Here is a 17,259-nt window from a genome sequence, read left to right as displayed (position 1 = left end):
TTCTGGAGGCGACTGTGGGCACACCGGTGATCGTCGAGGCCGTTCGCACGCCCATCGGCAAGAAGGCGGGATGGCTGTCGGGGCTCAAGCCGCAGCAGGTCCTGGCCGCGGCGCTGAACGGGCTGGTCGAGCGCGCCGGCGTCGACCCGGCCGCCGTCGGCCAGGTGTTCGCCGGATGCGTCACCCAGGCGGGTGAGCAGGGCGGTCACGTCGGCCGCCATTCCTGGCTCTACGCCGGGCTCCCCTACCAGACGGGGGTCACCACGATCGACGCCCAGTGCGGCTCCTCGCAGCAGGCCGTGCACCTGGCGGCGGCGTTGATCAGGGCGGGCGTCATCGAGGCGGGCATCGGGTGCGGGGTCGAGGTCATGAGCAGGGCGCCGCTCGGCAGCAACGTGCGGCCCGCCCGGCCGCGTCCCGACGACTGGAGCATCGACCTGCCCGACCAGTTCACCGCGGCCGAGCGGATCGCGCGGCGGCGGGGGCTGACCAGGGAGCGGCTCGACTGGTTCGGCGCGCGCTCGCAGCGCCTGGCGGCCAAGGCGTGGGCCGACGGGCGGTTCGACCGGGAGATCGTGCCCGTCGGGTCCGTACGCAGAGATCAGGGGTTACGCGAGACCACGGTGGAGAGCCTGGCCGGGCTCAAGCCGGTCGCCGAGGGCGCCCTGCACACGGCCGGCACGTCCTCGCAGATCTCCGACGGCGCGGCCGCCGTGCTGGTGACGAGCGAGCAGGAGGCCCGCCGGCAGGGGCTGCGGCCCAGGGCGCGCATCCTGGCGCAGGCGCTCGTCGGGGCCGAGCCGTACTATCACCTCGACGGTCCCGTGGAGGCGACCGCGAAGGTGCTGGCGGCGGCCGGGATGACCATGGGCGACATCGACAGGTTCGAGGTGAACGAGGCGTTCGCGTCCGTGGTGCTCTCGTGGGCCGCCGCGCACGAGCCCGACTTCGACCGGGTCAACGTCAACGGCGGGGCCATCGCGCTCGGCCATCCCGTCGGGGCCACCGGCGCCCGGCTCATCACCTCCGCCCTGCACGAGCTCGAACGCTCCGACGGCAACACCGCGCTGGTCACGATGTGCGCGGGCGGCGCACTGGCCACGGCGACGATCCTCGAACGCATCGCCTGATCTACCATTCAACGCACGTGCTCGATCGGGGGAACCGGTGGGGAAGACCAGGCGCAGGCCGTACTCGGAGCAGCGGCCGCAGGAGCTCGGCGGCGGGGTGTGGAGCGTGCCGGTGCCCATCCCGGGCAATCCTCTCGGCTACACGCTGGTCTACGCCGTCGAGTCGCCGCGCGGGCCGGTGCTGGTCGACGCCGGCTGGAACCATCCCGATGCCTGGGAGGCGCTCAGCGGCGGCCTGGCCGAGCTCGGGCTCGACGTCGCGGCCGTCAGCGGTGTGGTCGTCACCCACTTCCATCCCGATCACGCCGGGCTCGCCGGGCAGGTCAAGGAGGCGTCCGGGGCCTGGATCGCGATGCACGAGGCGGACGCGGCGCTGGTCCGGCTCATGCACGGGCTCGCCGCGGAGGAGCACGCGAGCTTCCAGTCCGACATGCTCCGGCGGGCCGGGGCCGATCCCGCCGAGGCGCGCGAGGCGATGGGCGCCCGGCCGACGCCGCCCGCGCTGCCCGACCGCGAGCTGCGCGACGGCGACCTGGTGGACCTGCCGGGCCGCAAGCTGCGGGCCGTGCACACCCCCGGTCACACGCCGGGCCACATCTGCCTGCACCTGGAGGACGCCGACCGGCTGTTCACCGGCGACCACGTCCTTCCCGACATCACCCCGCACATCGGGATCTATCCCTACGACCGGGACGACGTCGATCCGCTGGGCGACTTCATGGACTCGCTCGACCGGGTCGGCGAGCTGGGCCCCCTGGACGCTTTGCCCGCACATGAGTGGATATTTCCCGATGTTGCCGCACGCGCCGCCGAGATCCGCCACCATCACGAGGAGAAGCTGATCCGGTTGCGCACCCTCCTGGCCGAGCGGTCGCGACCGCTGACCATCTGGGAGGTCGCCGCGATGATGACCTGGAACCGGCCCTGGGACGACCTGGCCCCCGTGCTGCGCGGCATGGCGGCCGGCGAGGCCGCGGCCCATCTGCGCACGCTGGAGGCCCGGGGTCTGATCCGCCGCGTCCCGAACGTCGATCCCGTACGCTTCCAGGCTCTAGACTCCTAGACATCCGATGTCTAGGGAGAAGAGTGTGGCGGTCACCGACGCGGCCATCGACAAGATCAAGCAGATGATCCTCTCCGGCGAGCTGACTCCGGGCGACCGCCTGCCGAAGGAGGCCGACCTCGCCGAGCGGCTCGGCCTGTCGCGCAACTCGCTGCGCGAGGCCGTCCGCGCGCTCGCCCTGATCAACGTGCTCGACGTACGCCAGGGCGACGGCACGTACGTCACCAGCCTGGAGCCGCACCTGCTGCTCGACACCATGTCGTTCGTGCTCGACCTGCACCGCGACGACACGGTGATCCAGTTCTTCGAGGTCCGGCGCATCCTTGAGCCGGCCGCGACGGCCATGGCCACCGAGCTGATGAGCGAGGCGGACATCGAGGAGCTGCGGCTCATCCTCGACTCGCTGCCCGCCGAGCCGACGGTCGAGGAGCTGGTCGCCAACGACCTGGAGTTCCACCAGCGCATCGCGCGCGGGTCGGGCAACAGCGTGCTGTGTTCGTTCATCGAGAGCCTTTCAGGTCCGACCACTCGGGCCCGGGTGTGGCGCGGCCTCACCCAGGAGGGCGCGATGACGAAGACCCGCGAGCAGCACACCGCGATCTACGAGGCCATCGCCGCCCGCCAGCCGGACGTGGCGCGCTCCTGGGCCACCGTGCACGTCGCGGGCGTGGAGGCGTGGCTGCGCAAAGCGCTCGACTGATCGGCACGCGGGACCGCTCCCCGGGCAGTACCCGTGTCGTGCCCGACAAACTGGAGCGATACCGCAGCAAACGCGACCCCAGCCGGACCCCCGAGCCCGTGCCCGCCACCTCCCCCGAGGACGGTGGCGGCGCCGCGTTCGTCATCCAGGAGCACCACGCCCGGTCCCTGCACTGGGACCTGCGGCTGGAACACGACGGCGTGCTGGCCTCCTGGGCGGTCCCCAAGGGCCTGCCCGCCGACCCCGGCACCAACCACCTGGCCGTGCACACCGAGGACCACCCGATGGAGTACCTCACCTTCCACGGCGAGATCCCCCAGGGCGAGTACGGCGGCGGCACGATGACCGTCTGGGACACCGGCACGTACGAGACCGAGAAGTGGTCCGACCGCGAGGTCAAGTTCGTCCTGCACGGCAGGCGGGCCTCCGGCCGGTTCGTGCTGTTCCGGACGCGGGGCAAGAACTGGATGATCCACCGCATGGACGCCCCCGTCCGCGACCCGTTCCCCGACGTGGAGCCCATGCTGCCCACCGAGCGCGTCCGGCCGCCCAGGGACGCCACCGCCTACGCCTTCGAGTTCGCCTGGCGCGGACGCCGGCTCCTGGTCCCCATCGACGGCGGGCGCACGACAGCCGCCCGCGAGCACCCCTGGCTGCGTCCGCTGGCCGAGTCGTTCGGCAGCCGGACGGCGGTGCTGGACGGCGAGGTGGTCACGCTGGGCGGGACCGAGATCCTGGTCGTCCACGACCTGCTGTACGACGAGGGCCGTTCCCTGCTGGACGAGCCGTTCGCCGACCGGCGGGCCGCCCTGGAGGCGCTGGAGCTGGCCGGTCCGCGCTGGCAGACCGCGCCCTCGTGGCCCGGCGAGGCCGGTCCGGTGCGGCAGGCGGCACGCGAGCAGGGCCTGCCCGGCGTGGTCGCCAAACGCCTGGACTCCCGCTACGAGTCCGGCACGTCCAGGTCCTGGCTGTTCATCCCCTCCTGACGCCGCCGGCGTCGCGGTCAGGCCGTCAGCAGGCCCTCGTCGGCCAGTTCCAGCCACAGGTCCTCGGGGACCGGGCGGGACCACAGGGTGGCGTTGGCCAGCACCTCCTCGGGCGCGCGGGCGCCCAGGACGATCGAGGCGACCGCCGGATGCCGCAGCGGGAAGGCCATGGCCGCCTGCGGCAGGGTGACGCCGTGGCGCTCGCAGGTCTTGGCGATCCGGACGGCCCGGTCGAGCAGCGGCGCCGGCGCGGGCGCGTAGTCGAAGGTGCCCGACGGCGTCGGCGTGGCCAGCAGGCCGCTGTTGAAGACCCCGGCCGCCAGCACCCTGACGCCGCGTTCGGCGCACTCCTCCAGCAGCGGCAGCCCCGACTGGTCGAGCAGCGTGTAGCGGCCGGCGAGCATGACGACGTCGATCCCGGTCTCCCGGACGAACCGCAGCGGCGCCCGCCACTGGTTCATGCCGACGCCGATCGCCTTCACCACGCCCTGTTCCCGCAGCTCGGCCAGCGCTGGGTACGCCTCGGCGAGCGCCTGCTCCACGTGGTCGTCGGGGTCGTGGATGAGCGCGATGTCGATCTCGGGCAGGCCGAGCCGGGCGAGGGAGTCCTCCAGGGAGTCGCGCACCCCGTCGGCCGAGAAGTCCCATGCGCGGCCCAGCCCGACGGGGACGTCGAAGATCTCGTCGTCCTCGCGGACCTGCGAGGGCACCACCAGCCGGCCCACCTTCGTGGACAGGACGTAGCCCGACCGCTCGGCGAGCGCGGCGCCCAGGCGGCGCTCGGACAGCCCGAGCCCGTAGTGCGGCGCGGTGTCGTAGAGCCGCACGCCGCTGTCCCAGGCCGCGTCGACCGTGGCGCGCGCCTGCTCGCCGGAGACCGCCTGGTACAGGTTGCCGATCGGGGCGCCGCCGAAGCCGACGCGGGGCAGGTCGATCACGTCATCTCCCAGACCGGCCGCAAACCGCCCGCCGACTTGTCGAAGTCGCCGTCGAGCAGGCGGTTCATCTGACGCTGCCAGGCCTGGTCGGCGGGGTCGTCCTTGAGCGCGGCCTGCAGCGCGGCGTAGTCCTCGACCTCCACGAAGTGGAACAGGTCAAGGCCGTCGCGCCAGATGCGCCACGAGATCACGCCGTTGGCGCGCATGGCGGACTCCAGAGCGGCCGGGATCTCGGCGTGCTCCCTGTCGTAGATCTCCTCGCACCCGGCCTTGAGCCTGGTGCGGAGGGCGAGGCGTTCCATCAGTCCTGCGCCTTTCCGCCGGCGATCCTGCTGATGATCAGTGCGATCAGAATGATGCCACCGTAGATCACCGGTTGCCAGAAGCCGGAGACCCCGATGAGGGTCAGGATGTTCTGGACCAGGCCGATCACCAGCACGCCGGTCAGCGCGCCGAGGACGGTGCCCTTGCCGCCGTCCATGCTGACGCCGCCGATGACGGCCGCGGCGAAGACCATGAAGATCCAGCCGTCGCCCATCTCGTTGCCGATCCCGCCGAGGCGTCCGGTCTCCAGGATGCCGGCCGTGGCGGCCAGGATGCCGCCGAGCACGAACACGCCGAACAGCACGCGGTCCACCCGGATGCCGGCGGCGCGGGCGGCGTCGGCGTTGCCGCCGATGGCGTACAGGGCGCGGCCGAGCCTGAGGTAGGTCAGGCCGAAGACCCCGGCGGCGAACAGCAGCGCTGCGATCCAGATGGCGGCGGGCAGGCCGAGCCAGGTGGCGCTGCCGAGGTAGAGCAACGAGTCGGGCAGCTCGAACAGCGTCTTGCCCTGGGTGAGCCCCTGTTGGAGGCCGTCCACGATGATCAGCATGGCCAGCGTGACGATGAACGCAGAGAGCTGGAACCTGATGATCAGGAACCCGTTGAACGCGCCGATGGCCGCGCCCACGAGCAGGGCCAGCGGGATCACCAGCCAGCCGGGCAGCCCGAGGCCGAACCCGCCCGCCGACGCCGGGACGACCAGCATCACGGCGATGCTGGGCGCGCTGCCGACCGTCGACTCCAGCGACAGGTCGAACTTCCCGGCGATCAGGATCATCGCCTCGGCCAGCACGAGCAGCGAGATCGCCGCCTGCTGCTGCAGGACGTTCGTCAGGTTGCCCGCCGTCAGGAAGGTCGGGTCGAGGAACGCGCCCACGACGAGCAGGAGCAGGATCACCGGCACCAGGGTCAGGTCGCGGAACCTGGCCAGCCGCAGCCGGGGGGCCGGAGCAGTCAATGTGGTCACTCTTGTATGCCTTCCATCACGGCCACGAGCTCGTGGTCGGTCCAGCCACGCGGCACGTCCTTGACGACCCGGCCGTGGAACATCACCAGCACCCGGTCGCAGATGCGCAGGTCGTCGAGCTCGTCGGAGACCACGACGGCCCCCGCGCCCCGGCCGACCGCGTCCTCGACCGCGCCGAGCAGGGCCTGCTTGGCCTTGACGTCGACGCCCGCGGTCGGGTTGATCACGACCAGGGCCCTCGGGTCGTCCACGAGCGCCCGCGCGAACACGACCTTCTGCGCGTTCCCGCCGGACAGGTCGCCGACGGGCTGGTCGGGCCCCTCGGTCTTGATGTCCAGGCTCTCGATCATCTGGACGGCCCTGGCCCGGCGCCGCGCGGGCGAGACGATGCCGTAGGGGCCCAGCTTGTGGGCGATCGGCAGGGTGGCGTTCTCCCCCACGGACAACATCGGGACGAAGCCCTCGTGATGCCGGTCCTCGGGCACGAACCCGAGCCCGGCCCGCATGGCGGCGGGCACGTCGCCCGGCCTGACCTGGTCGCCGTCGATCGTGACCGTGCCCGTGTCCGGTTTGCGCAGCCCGACCAGGGTCTCGGCCAGGCCGACCTTGCCGCTGCTCGCCGAGCCGGCCAGGCCCACGACCTCGCCGGACCTGACCGCGATGTCCACCTCCTGGTAGCGGCCGGCCAGCGACAGGCCCGCGCCCGCCAGCACGACCGCCTCGCCCGGCGTGCGCTGCCGGGCCTGGTAGGCGGCCGTGGCCTCGCCGGTCATCGCGTCCACCAGCTCGTTGTGCGGGAAGCCCTCGACCGGCCGGGTCACGATGTGCCGGGCGTCGCGGAAGACCGTGACGCTCTGGCAGATCTCGTACACCTCGTCCAGGTGATGGGAGATGTACATCATCGTGACGCCCTGCTCGCGCAGCGAGCGCATGCGGGTGAACAGCCGCTCGATGGCCGGGCCGTCGAGCCTGGCGGTGGGCTCGTCGAGGATGATGAAGCGCGCGCCGAACGACAGCGCCCGCGCGATCTCCACGAGCTGCCGCTGCTCGACGCTCAGCTCGCCGGCCAGCGCCCGCGGGTCGACGTCCACCTCGTACGTGTCCAGCAGCTCACGCGCCTTGGCCCGCAGCGTCCGCCAGTTGATCACCCGGCCGCGCTCGGTCTGGCGGTTGACGAACAGGTTCTCCGCGACCGTCAGCGCCGGGATGATCGTGGACTTCTGGTACACGCAGGCGACGCGCCGCCGCCAGGCGTCGCGGTCGCCGAGGGCGGGCGCCGTCTCTCCCGAGAACAGCACCTCGCCCTCGTCCGGCCGCTGGAGCCCGGTGAGGATCGACACGAGGGTGGACTTCCCCGCGCCGTTCCGGCCGACGAGGGCGTGGGTCTGGCCCTCGGCGATGGCGATCTCCGCGCCGTTCAGCGCGGTGGTCGGGCCGAAACGCTTGACGACATTTCGGGCTTCAACGTGATATTTCATCACTTGACCTGGTTACCCCAGAGGTTCTGGTCGTCCACGTTGTCCTTCGTCACCAGCGGCGCCGGGAGCTGGTCCTCGAAGCCGTTGGGGAGCTGGATGATGTTGCTGCCGTGGTCGGTCGGCCCCGGCTGGAACGTCTTGCCGTCGACCGCGGCCTTGGCGTAGAAGATCGCGTACCGGGCGTAGAGGTCGGCCGGCTGCGACACCGTGGCGTCGATGTTGCCCTTGCGGATCTCCTCGAACTCCTGCGGGATGCCATCGTTGGAGACCACGAAGACGTGTTTGGGGTCGGTCGGCGGGACCAGCAGGTTCTTCTGCTTGAGCACCTGCAGCGTCGGGGCCAGGTGCACGCCGCCGGCGTGCATGTAGATGCCCTTGATGTCCGGGTTCTGCTCCAAGCGGGTCTGGAGCATGGACGCCGCCTTGCTGCCCTCCCACTCGGTCGGCTCGCTGAACACCGTGATGCCGGGGAACTTGCTCTTCATGCACTCGTTGAACGCCTCGGACCGGTCGCGGCCGTTGATCGAGCTGAGCGCGCCCTCAAGCTGCACGACCTTGCCCTTGCCGCCGAGCTTCTCACCGAGGAACTCGCACGCCTTGGTGCCGTACGCGCGGTTGTCGGCGCGTACGACCATGTAGACCTTGCCCTTGTCGGGGCGCGTGTCCACGGTCACCACGGGGATCTTCTTGTTCTCCAGCTGCTGGAGCGTGTTGGCGATGGCGCCGGTGTCCTGGGGGGCCATGACGATCGCCTTGGCGCCCTGGCCGACCAGCGCCTGCACGTTGTTGACCAGCTTGGAGACGTCGTTCTGGGAGTTCGTGGCGGGCATCAGGTCGACCTTGAGCTCGGTCGCCATCTGCGGGACGTACTTGATGTAGGAGTTCCAGAAGTCGGAGTCGGCGCGCGGGTGGTCGATGCCCACCTTGCCGCCGCCTCCCCCTTCCGCCGTGGAACCGCTGGTGCCGCTCGTGCCGCTGGAGCCACAGGCGGCGACGACCGCCAGCAGGGCCGCGCTCGCGACCACCGGACCGATCTTCATGGGGGGTTACCTTCCTTGGTTGGTTGGCCGGAGCCGCAGCCCCTGCATGCCGCCGTCGACCGCGAGCGCGGTGCCGGTGGTCGAGGCGGCCTCGGGACCCGCCAGATAGGCGATCGCCGCGGCGACCTCCTCGGCGCTGACCAGACGGCCCATGGGCTGCCGGGCGTTCAGCGCCGCTCGTTCGGCCTCGGGATCGTCGGCCGAGTCGAGCAGCCGCCCCACCCACGGGGTGTCGGCGGTGCCCGGGTTGACGCAGTTGACGCGGATGCCCTCGCGGACGTGGTCGGCGGCCATGGCGAGGGTCAGCGACAACACCGCGCCCTTGGTCGCGCTGTAGAGCGCCCGGTCCGGCAGCCCCGCGGTGGCCGCGATCGAGCAGGTGTTGACGATGGCCGCGTGCCGCGACTCGCGCAGGTACGGCAGCGCCGCCCGGCTCACCCGCACCATGCCGAACACGTTGACGTCGAAGACCTTCCGCCACTCCTCGTCCGGGTTGTCCTCGACCGTGCCCTGGGCGCCGACGCCCGCGTTGTTGATCAGGATGTCGATGCCGCCCAGCCGCTCGGCGGCCTCGGCCACCGCCGCGCGCACGGACGCGTCGTCCGCCACGTCCGCCTTGATCCCGACGAACGGGTCGCCGGGCGGGACGAGGTCGAGGCAGGCGACCTTCATGCCGCGCGCCACGAGCAGGGTGGCGGTGGCCAGGCCGATGCCCGAACCGCCGCCGGTCACGATGGCCTTGAGCGTCATGACGCGGACCTCCAGACCTCGCCGTCGGGGAACGTGTGGGCGGCGATCGACGCCGTGTGCATCTCGGCGCTGAAGCCGGGCGCCATGGGGGCGGCGTAGCGGCCGTTGTCGATGACGACCGGGTGCACGAAGTGCTCGTGGAGGTGGTCGACGTACTCGATCACGCGGCCGTCCATCGTGCCGGTGACGGCCACGTAGTCGAACATCGACAGGTGCTGCACCAGCTCGCACAGCCCGACGCCGCCCGCGTGCGGGCAGACCGGCACGCCGAACTTGGCCGCGAGCAGCAGGATCGCCAGGTTCTCGTTGACCCCGCCGACCCTGGCCGCGTCGATCTGCAGGAAGGAGATCGCGCCGGCCTGGAGGAGCTGCTTGAAGACGATGCGGTTCTGGACGTGCTCGCCGGTGGCGACCGGGACCGGCCTGATGCCCTCGGCGATGGCGGCGTGACCGAGCACGTCGTCGGGGCTGGTCGGCTCCTCCACCCAGTGCGGCCGGTACGGGCTCAGCGCGCCGACCCACTCGATGGCCGAGGCGACGTCCCAGCGCTGGTTGGCGTCGATCGCGATCGGGTAGTCGGGGCCGCAGACCTCGCGGGCCACGCGGAAGCGGCGCAGGTCGTCGTCGAGGTCGGCGCCGACCTTGAGCTTGATCTGGCCGAAGCCCTGGTCGAGCGCCTCCTTGCAGAGGCGTCGCAGTTTGTCGTCGTCGTAGCCCAGCCAGCCGGGGGAGGTGGTGTAGGCGGGGTAGCCGGTCTCGATGAGCCGCTGGATCCGCTCTTCCTTCCCCTCTTCCGCGTTTTTCAGGATCTGGAGGGCTTCGTCCCGGGTGAGCGCGTCGCTCAGGTAGCGGAAGTCGATCAGCCCGACGATCTCCTCGGGAGACATCTCGGACAGCAGCCGCCACACCGGCTTGCCCGCCCGCCTGGCCTTCAGATCCCACAGGGCGTTGACCACGGCGGAGATCGCCATGTGCATGACGCCCTTCTCCGGCCCCAGCCACCGCAGCTGCGAGTCGTTGACCAGCTCCTTGTACAGGGCGCCCAGGTCTTCGACGTCCCGGCCGAGCACGTACGACTCAAGCGCCCGGATCGCCCCGGTCTGCACGTCGTTGCCGCGCCCGATGGTGAACGCGAACCCGTGCCCCTCAACCCCGTCGTCGGTCCTCAGCACCACGTACGCCGCGGAGTAGTCGGGGTCGGGGTTCATCGCGTCCGACCCGTCCAGCTCGCGCGAGGTGGGGAAGCGCACGTCGTGCGTCTCCAGCGCGACGATTCTGTACGACATCAGCCCTGCCCCACCGTCTGGCGCTGGCGGCCGAGCCCGTCGATCTCCAGCTCCATCACGTCACCGGCGCGCAGGTACGGCTGTCCGGGGATGCCCATCGCGACCCCGGCCGGGGTGCCGGTGTTGATCACGTCACCGGGTTCGAGCACCATGAACCGGCTCAGATAGCGCACGATCTCGGCCACGTCGAAGATCATGTCCTTGGTGGCGCCGTCCTGGCGCTGCTCGCCGTTCACCCAGAGGCGCAGCCCCAGGCTCTGCGGGTCGCCGACTTCGTCCGCCGTCACCAGCCAGGGGCCCAGCGGGTTGAACGTCTCGCACGACTTGCCCTTGTCCCACTGACCGCCGCGTTCGAGCTGGAACTCACGCTCGGAGACGTCGTTGGAGATCGCGTATCCGGCGATCACGTCGAGGGCCTCCTCCCGGCTGTCGAGGTAGCGGGCCTGCTTGCCGATGACGACCGCCAGCTCCACCTCCCAGTCGGTCTTCACGCTGCCACGCGGCACCAGCACCTCGTCGTACGCGCCGATCACGGTGTTGGCGGCCTTCATGAACACCACGGGCTCGGCGGGCGGCTCGGCGCCGGACTCGGCGGCGTGGTCGCGGTAGTTCAGCCCGATGCAGACCACCTTGCCCGGACGGGCGATCGGCGCGCCCACCCGCAGCCCGGCGGCGTCAACGACGGGCAGGTCGCCACGCTCCAGCGCGGCACGCACGCGCGCCACTCCCCCGGAGGCGAGAAAAGCCCCGTCGATCTCGGGCTCCCCGATGTCGCGCAGGGTGCCGGAGGCGTCCATCACCACCGGCCGCTCCTGCCCGACAGGTCCCACTCGCAGCAGCTTCACACCGCACCCTTCAGTCATTCATCGGATGTCTGTATCTCAGATGCTGCTGCGGGATGGCGGCGCATGTCAAGGGCGTCCAGCGGGATACATCCGATCCGTAACCTGAACCCACACCTCGAACCCCAAGCAAACCACCCAACCCAGCCCCCACAGCTCCGACGGCTTCCTCTTCTCTGCCGATCACCTCGCCTTGGAAAACATCGGACGTGCCTCAGAGGTGCGCCGCTCGGCGTGGAACGGGGGCTGGGGCCCTGTGCGCCGGCCGTGGTCGTCTCGCACGTGCGCCCGCGGGCACTACACCGGGGCGACACCCCTTCCCACGCTCGCTCCCCTGCGTCGTGGCCGGAGCAGCAGCAGCCCGGTGACGGTGAGCGCGCAGGCCGGGATGACGAATTGCACGCCGTGGTGGAGGGGCCTCGTCGGGAGCAGAAGGTGGCCGGTGTACACGCCGACCGCCATCCACAACGTGCCCGTACACGCCCGCGCCGCCGCGCACGCGAAGCCGAGTGCGACGGCCTGCAACACGTAGAGCAGGCGTTCGGCCGGTGAGCGCCTAGCTCTCCACCTCAGGACCACCGACCACCCCACCCCCCGACCGCCCGCCCCCCAGAGGGCGGGCGAGAGGACGGCAGTTGGGGGTGGCGTTCCGCGGGGTTACATCGAGGTGTCCGGTCGGACGGGAGCTCGGCGCCGACCGGGGCTACTTGACGGGCGTACAGTGGCGTAATAGAACACGTTTCAGTACATATAAAACAAGCGCTTGATCAAGAGGTGACCGCGCGTGCATATCGACCTCGTCGACAGGGACCGTTACGCCACTTCCGGCCCACCCCACGAACAGCTCGCCTGGCTCCGCGCCAACTCCCCCGTCCACTGGCACGAGGGCGAGCCCGGGTTCTGGGCGGTCACCCGCTACGAGGACGTCGTGCATGTGTCCCGCCACTCCGAGCTGTTCTCCTCGGCCAAGAAGCTCGCCCTCTTCGACGAGATGCCCGAGGACCAGATCGCCCTCCAGCGGCTGATGATGCTCAACCAGGACCCGCCCGAGCACACCAGGCGGCGTTCGCTGGTCAACCGCGGCTTCACCCCCCGGACGATCGGCGCCCTCGAACAGCACATCCGCGACATCTGCGACGACCTCCTCGACAAGTGCTCCGGCGAGGTGGACTTCGTCACCGAGGTCTCCGCCCCCCTCCCCCTGTACGTGATCTGCGAGCTGCTCGGCGCCCCCGCGACCGACCGCGACAAGCTGTTCTCCTGGTCGAACCGCATGATCGGCGCCCAGGACCCCGACTACGCCGCGACGCCCGAGGAGGGCTCCGGCGCGGCCATGGAGGTGTACGCCTACGCCAACGAGCTCGCGGCGCAGCGCAGAGCCAGCCCCAAGGACGACATCATCACCAAGCTCCTCCAGCCCGACGAGAAGGGCGAAAACCTCAGCGAGGACGAGTTCGACCTCTTCGTCCTGCTGCTGATCGTCGCGGGCAACGAGACCACCCGCAACGCGGCCTCCGGCGGCATGCTGGCCCTCTTCGACCACCCCGACCAGTGGGACCGCCTGGTCGCCGACCCCACGCTGGCCAGGACGGCGGCCGACGAGATCGTCCGGTGGGTGTCGCCGGTCAACCTGTTCCGGCGCACCTCCATGGCCGACCAGGTGCTCGGCGGGCAGCCCGTCAAGGACGGCGACAAGGTCGTGGTCTTCTACTCCTCCGCCAACCGGGACGCCTCCGTCTTCCCGGACCCGGAGGTCTTCGACATCGGGCGCACGCCCAACACGCACATCGGGTTCGGCGGCGGCGGCGCGCACTTCTGCCTCGGCAACCACCTCGCCAAGCTGGAGCTGCGCGTGCTGTTCGAGCAACTGGCCAGGCGCCGCCCGCGCATCCGCCAGGCCGGCCCGGCCCGCCGCCTGCGCTCGAACTTCATCAACGGCATCAAGGAGCTGCCGGTCACGATCGCCTGACCCTCCCGTAGGCACCGGGAACGCCCTCACGAGAAGCGCCGGTGCCGGGGATGGCGGTGGGTCCTGCGGCGGGCCGCGCGGATCTGGCGAAGGACGTGGACAGTGCCCTCCGGGCCCGGTTGCCAGCCTTGCTGGATCAGCGCGTCGGCGACGTGGCGGAGAAGGCCGGCGATCTGGCCGGGGATGACGTCGCGGCGTACGGCGATCACGCGCCAGCCGAGCCTCCGCAGCTCGGCGCGGCGGTCGTCGTCGCGCCGCCGGTCCTCGGGCGAGGTGTGGTGCTCCCGGCCGTCGTACTCGACCCCCACCTTGTACGGCTCCCACCCCAGGTCGAGGTAGGCCCGCCTGCCGCCGCCCAGGTCCACGGCGAGCTGCGTCGTGGGCCGTGGGAGGCCGCCGTCGACGAGGATGACCCGCAGCCAGCTCTCCCGGGGCGAGGCGGCACCCGCGTCGGCCAGGCTCAGCGTGTCGCGCAGCCGCCAGGAGTTGAGCGGACGACGCCACAGGGCCTCCATGTCGACCCCCAGCCGGGCGAACTGGTCGAGCGCCGCCACGGCCTCCGGACGCGGCAGCGACCGGGCGCAGTCGAGGGCCGTGCGCGCCATGGTGGTGAGCGGGGGCGATCACCTCCACCGGCCAGTCGGCCTCCTGGACGGAGGGCACGCTCAGGCCCCAGACATGTGCGGCCGTCTGCCGGCAGGCGACGGCCTGCCGGCAGGACCGGGTGATGCGCTCGGCGCGGCCGAGCAACGAGAGTGAGCCGTTCACGGGCCCAGGGTGACGGCCTTCCCCAGGCCCCCGCAGAGCCGAGCCACGTTCTGTGGAAAACCAGCGAACTCCGCGCCCTCCCGAAGCCCGCCCGCCCAACCGGCGCCCACCCCACGTCAGCGCGGAGGCTGATCGGTCCAGCCTGCGGTGACCCAGACGAAGCTCGGGCCCCACGCCACTCCCCCGTCGCCGCCGTAGAGGTAGTTGGTCCGGATCACCCGGGCGCTCGCAGGGTCGACGACCGTCCTGATCTCGGGGCCGCCGTCGGGGTTGGGGAACCGCAGCTCCTGCCCGTCCTCCACCTCGCCCGCGTTCTCGACCCCGGGTGTAGCGGCGAGTGCCCGGAACGCCGCGGACCGGACCTCCGGCGGCGCCGGCAGCTCCGAGATCAGCGCGACCAGTGAGAACAGCGGGTCACCACGCTGCTCGGAGGAGGTCATGGCGCGGGCGAGCCCGGGAAGGGCGGCGATCCGGGCGATCAGGGCGGCCGGCTCCGTCGGCAGCCCTTCGAGCTCCTCGATGCTCACCTCGGCCCCCTTGAGCCTGAGCGGGTTCGGGTCGGGCACGACGACACCCGCGGGGGCGTCCGGCCGGCCCCTGGACCAGCGACGCCCGTCCCGCGTCGTCCAGCTCTCCCGTGAGGGGATGTCGGCGTCCCGGTACTCGCGGGTGACGTGCCAGTACCGGCCGGCGCCCTCGGGCGTACGCTCGGCGCTGGCGGCGGCCATGAGCAGGACGTCCTTGCCCGAGGCCGGTGTGCCGGCAGGCGCGATCACGCCCGTGGCGAGCACCGTGACGACAGCGGCGGCGGCGGCCAGGGCGAGCGACGGCACGAGCCACCCGGTCCGCCGCCGCGCCGTACGGCCGCGCATCCTGTCCTGGAGGCGGCCCCTGCTGCGCGCGATCGCCTCGGTGGCCGGTTCGGGCTTGGCCAGCAGGGTGGCGAGCTCGTTCAGGTCATCCATGAGCGGTCTCCTTGTCGACGAGGGCGTGGATCTTCGCGCGCGCCCGGCTGAGCCGGGAGCCGACCGTGCCGGCGGCGATGCCGAGCGCCTGGGCCACCTCGTCGTAGCTGAGCTGGCCCAGGGCCACGAGCAGCAGGACGTCGCGCTCGCCCCCGGACAGCGCGGCGATCGCCCTGGCCAGGTGGGGCTGCATGCGCTGGGCAGCGACGGAGGCCACGACCCGGTTCTCATGGCCTTCCACGGCGGGTTCCGTGCCCAGCCGGGCCAGCGCCCGGTAGTGGCGGACCTCCTTGCGCCGGTGCCTGGCGATCAGGTTGGTGGCCAGGCCGAACAACCAGGGCCGCAAACCCCCGCGTTCCGGGTCGAACCGGTCGCGCTGATCGAAGGCCAGCAAGAACGTCTCGGCCGTGATGTCCTCGGCGATCTGCGTGTCCAGCCGGCCGGCGACGTACAGGTAGATGTCGCGGTAGTGGCGATCGTGCACGATGGTGAACAGCTCGGGGTCCCGCCGGTACCGGGCGACCAGCTCGGCGTCGGTCAGCTGTTCGCCCGCTTCGGCGATCACGTTGTCGTCTCCGTCATCAGGCGCCTTCACGAAGTGGTGGACTGTCACCCATCCTTCGCCGCAGGCCCGGATCGTCTTCCGCGCGTCCCGCCGCCGGTCAGGAAGTCAGCGCGCGGAGGGCGGGCAGCACCTCCCCGGCCAGGCGCTCCGCCTGGGCGCGCGGGTCGGGGCCGACCGGCGTGAAGTTCATCGACGTGAACCCCATGGCCACGAACTCCGCCAGGCGGCCGGTCACCTCCGACGCCGAGCCCGCGACCATCCCGTCCCCCTCGGCGGCGGCGCCGATGCGGAAGGCGACGTTGTACACGCACTCGACCGGGCGACCGGCCGACAGGACGCGCTCCCTCATGGGTGCCGCCCGTTCCGGCGGCGCGAACCCCAGGGAGGGGATCCAGCCGTCGGCCAGCCGTCCGGTGGCGTCGAGGGCGCGCGGTCCGTACGTGCCCAGCCAGATCGGGATGGGGCTGAGGGGCTTGGGCTCGATGGTGGCCCGATCGGTGTGGTAGCGAGAGCCTTCGTACGTGAAGTGCGATTCGGACCAGAGGCCGCGGATGACGTGGATGGCCTCCACCATGCCGTCCACCTTCTCGCGGGGTGTGGGCACGCCCAGCCCGAACGCGCGGAACTCCTCGTCGGAGTAGCCGCCCCCGAGCCCGAGGATCAGCCGGCCGCCGGAGAGCCGGTGCAGCGTCTCGGCCATCTTGGCGACCATCGCCGGCGGCCGGTACGGCACCCCCAGCACCCGCGTCGCCACCCTGATCCGCGAGGTGGCGGCGGCCACCCAGGTCAGCATCGTCCACAGCTCGTACGTCGGCTCGCTCCCGCAGGGATGGTCCGAGGCCGAGACGAAGTCGAAGCCCAGCTCCTCGGCCGCGCGAGCGTCCCCCACAGGATCGGCCCCCGGCCCCGCCGAGGTCGATATGCCCAGTCCGAACACGACGTGCCTCCTCCAGATTGGTTTACATGTAAACCTAGATCTGAGGTCGGTTACACGTCAACTAAACTCCGGGGACATGGAGCCCAACTGGCTGGACGACGCCGAGTTCCGAGCCTGGATCGGCTACCGCAGGATGCGCCTGCTGCTGGACGCCCAGGTCAGCCGCGACCTCGCGCGCGACTCAGGGCTGTCGGCCCCCGACTACGACGTCCTGTCCGCGCTGACCTCCGCGCCCGACCACCGGTGGCGTCTCACCAGGCTGGCCGACCGGATGCTCTGGTCGAAGAGCCGCCTCTCGCGGCACATCTCGCGGATGGAGCAGCGCGGGCTCGTCACGCGCGAGGGCTTCGAGGGGGACGGGCGCGGCGCCGTGGTCGTGCTGACCGAGGGAGGGCTGCGGGCCATCCAGGAGGCGGCGCCCGCCCATGTGGCGTCCGTCCGCAGGCACTTCATCGACCTGCTCTCGCCGGAGCAGATCGAGGTGCTCGCGACGATCGCCGAGACCGTCCTCGACCACCTGCCGGACGCCGCTCACGACAAACCCGGCTGAA

The 17,259-nt window shown here is 71.3% G+C and carries 19 protein-coding genes; 6 read left to right on the top strand and 13 right to left on the bottom strand.

Translation table 11 applies throughout. The annotated features are described in order from the left end of the window. Positions 1–14: 14 nt before the first annotated feature. From ABZ815_RS13695 to ABZ815_RS13680, 4 genes are read left to right on the top strand one after another with little or no spacing between them, the layout of a single operon-like run. Positions 15–1,130 (top strand): steroid 3-ketoacyl-CoA thiolase, encoded by a 1,116-nt coding sequence (locus ABZ815_RS13695; protein ID WP_357697442.1) that lies wholly within the window; start codon positions 15–17, stop codon positions 1,128–1,130. Between the two features lie 37 nt (positions 1,131–1,167). Beyond that, positions 1,168–2,193: an MBL fold metallo-hydrolase gene (locus ABZ815_RS13690; RefSeq protein ID WP_357697440.1), complete on the top strand. Its 1,026-nt coding sequence runs from the start codon at positions 1,168–1,170 to the stop codon at positions 2,191–2,193. A 25-nt stretch (positions 2,194–2,218) separates the two neighbouring features. Further along, entirely contained in the window at positions 2,219–2,893 is a 675-nt protein-coding gene (locus tag ABZ815_RS13685; RefSeq protein ID WP_357697438.1) for a FadR/GntR family transcriptional regulator, read from the top strand. A gap of 38 nt (positions 2,894–2,931) precedes the next feature. Next, positions 2,932–3,879, top strand: coding sequence for a DNA polymerase ligase N-terminal domain-containing protein (locus ABZ815_RS13680; protein WP_357697436.1), 948 nt, complete (start codon positions 2,932–2,934; stop codon positions 3,877–3,879). A 17-nt stretch (positions 3,880–3,896) separates the two neighbouring features. Here ABZ815_RS13680 and ABZ815_RS13675 read toward each other — a convergent pair whose 3' ends face one another. The 9 genes from ABZ815_RS13675 to ABZ815_RS13635 form a co-directional block, all read right to left on the bottom strand. Next, on the bottom strand, positions 3,897–4,817 hold the full coding sequence (locus ABZ815_RS13675; RefSeq protein ID WP_357697434.1) for an aldo/keto reductase: 921 nt from the start codon (positions 4,815–4,817) through the stop codon (positions 3,897–3,899). Continuing rightward, positions 4,814–5,119 (bottom strand): L-rhamnose mutarotase, encoded by a 306-nt coding sequence (locus ABZ815_RS13670; protein WP_357697432.1) that lies wholly within the window; start codon positions 5,117–5,119, stop codon positions 4,814–4,816. The genes ABZ815_RS13675 and ABZ815_RS13670 overlap by 4 nt, the downstream gene beginning before the upstream one ends. Next, positions 5,119–6,108 (bottom strand): ABC transporter permease, encoded by a 990-nt coding sequence (locus ABZ815_RS13665; RefSeq protein WP_357697430.1) that lies wholly within the window; start codon positions 6,106–6,108, stop codon positions 5,119–5,121. The genes ABZ815_RS13670 and ABZ815_RS13665 overlap by 1 nt, the downstream gene beginning before the upstream one ends. Then, entirely contained in the window at positions 6,105–7,586 is a 1,482-nt protein-coding gene (locus ABZ815_RS13660; protein WP_357697428.1) for a sugar ABC transporter ATP-binding protein, read from the bottom strand. Before ABZ815_RS13660 ends, ABZ815_RS13665 begins: the two co-directional genes overlap by 4 nt. Continuing rightward, positions 7,586–8,626, bottom strand: a complete 1,041-nt coding sequence (locus tag ABZ815_RS13655) for a sugar ABC transporter substrate-binding protein (protein WP_357697426.1) — start codon at positions 8,624–8,626, stop codon at positions 7,586–7,588. Before ABZ815_RS13655 ends, ABZ815_RS13660 begins: the two co-directional genes overlap by 1 nt. A 6-nt stretch (positions 8,627–8,632) precedes the next feature. Continuing rightward, positions 8,633–9,376, bottom strand: coding sequence for an SDR family oxidoreductase (locus tag ABZ815_RS13650; protein WP_357697424.1), 744 nt, complete (start codon positions 9,374–9,376; stop codon positions 8,633–8,635). After that, the gene (locus tag ABZ815_RS13645) at positions 9,373–10,662 is read right to left on the bottom strand and encodes an L-fuconate dehydratase (protein ID WP_357697422.1); all 1,290 of its coding nucleotides are present in this window, start codon (positions 10,660–10,662) and stop codon (positions 9,373–9,375) included. The genes ABZ815_RS13650 and ABZ815_RS13645 overlap by 4 nt, the downstream gene beginning before the upstream one ends. After that, positions 10,662–11,507 (bottom strand): fumarylacetoacetate hydrolase family protein, encoded by an 846-nt coding sequence (locus ABZ815_RS13640; RefSeq protein ID WP_357697421.1) that lies wholly within the window; start codon positions 11,505–11,507, stop codon positions 10,662–10,664. The genes ABZ815_RS13645 and ABZ815_RS13640 overlap by 1 nt, the downstream gene beginning before the upstream one ends. A gap of 294 nt (positions 11,508–11,801) precedes the next feature. Beyond that, on the bottom strand, positions 11,802–12,083 hold the full coding sequence (locus tag ABZ815_RS13635) for a hypothetical protein (protein ID WP_357697419.1): 282 nt from the start codon (positions 12,081–12,083) through the stop codon (positions 11,802–11,804). A 205-nt stretch (positions 12,084–12,288) separates the two neighbouring features. Between ABZ815_RS13635 and ABZ815_RS13630 the strand changes: the two genes are divergently transcribed. Then, entirely contained in the window at positions 12,289–13,473 is a 1,185-nt protein-coding gene (locus ABZ815_RS13630; RefSeq protein WP_357697417.1) for a cytochrome P450, read from the top strand. 26 nt (positions 13,474–13,499) lie between these two features. On the opposite strand, the gene ABZ815_RS13625 is transcribed toward ABZ815_RS13630, so the two are convergent. The 4 genes from ABZ815_RS13625 to ABZ815_RS13610 form a co-directional block, all read right to left on the bottom strand. Then, positions 13,500–14,078 carry a hypothetical protein gene (locus tag ABZ815_RS13625; protein ID WP_357697415.1) on the bottom strand — a complete coding sequence of 193 codons (579 nt, stop codon included), beginning with the start codon at positions 14,076–14,078 and terminating at the stop codon, positions 13,500–13,502. A gap of 279 nt (positions 14,079–14,357) precedes the next feature. After that, a complete protein-coding gene (locus ABZ815_RS13620; protein WP_357697413.1) occupies positions 14,358–15,206 on the bottom strand; it encodes a CU044_5270 family protein in 849 nt (282 codons plus the stop codon). Then, positions 15,199–15,771: an RNA polymerase sigma factor gene (locus ABZ815_RS13615; protein WP_357697411.1), complete on the bottom strand. Its 573-nt coding sequence runs from the start codon at positions 15,769–15,771 to the stop codon at positions 15,199–15,201. Before ABZ815_RS13615 ends, ABZ815_RS13620 begins: the two co-directional genes overlap by 8 nt. A gap of 97 nt (positions 15,772–15,868) precedes the next feature. Next, the gene (locus ABZ815_RS13610) at positions 15,869–16,708 is read right to left on the bottom strand and encodes an LLM class flavin-dependent oxidoreductase (protein WP_357697409.1); all 840 of its coding nucleotides are present in this window, start codon (positions 16,706–16,708) and stop codon (positions 15,869–15,871) included. Positions 16,709–16,784: 76 nt separating this feature from the next. Here ABZ815_RS13610 and ABZ815_RS13605 point away from each other — a divergent pair, with 76 nt between their 5' ends. Continuing rightward, positions 16,785–17,258 carry a MarR family winged helix-turn-helix transcriptional regulator gene (locus ABZ815_RS13605; protein ID WP_357697407.1) on the top strand — a complete coding sequence of 158 codons (474 nt, stop codon included), beginning with the start codon at positions 16,785–16,787 and terminating at the stop codon, positions 17,256–17,258. Position 17,259 lies beyond the last annotated feature (1 nt).

This window comes from Nonomuraea sp. NPDC047529 (genome assembly GCF_040642995.1).
GTDB lineage: Bacteria > Actinomycetota > Actinomycetes > Streptosporangiales > Streptosporangiaceae > Nonomuraea.
Note: the sequence above shows the minus strand (reverse complement) of the source record. Positions and strands in the feature narration are given on the sequence as shown.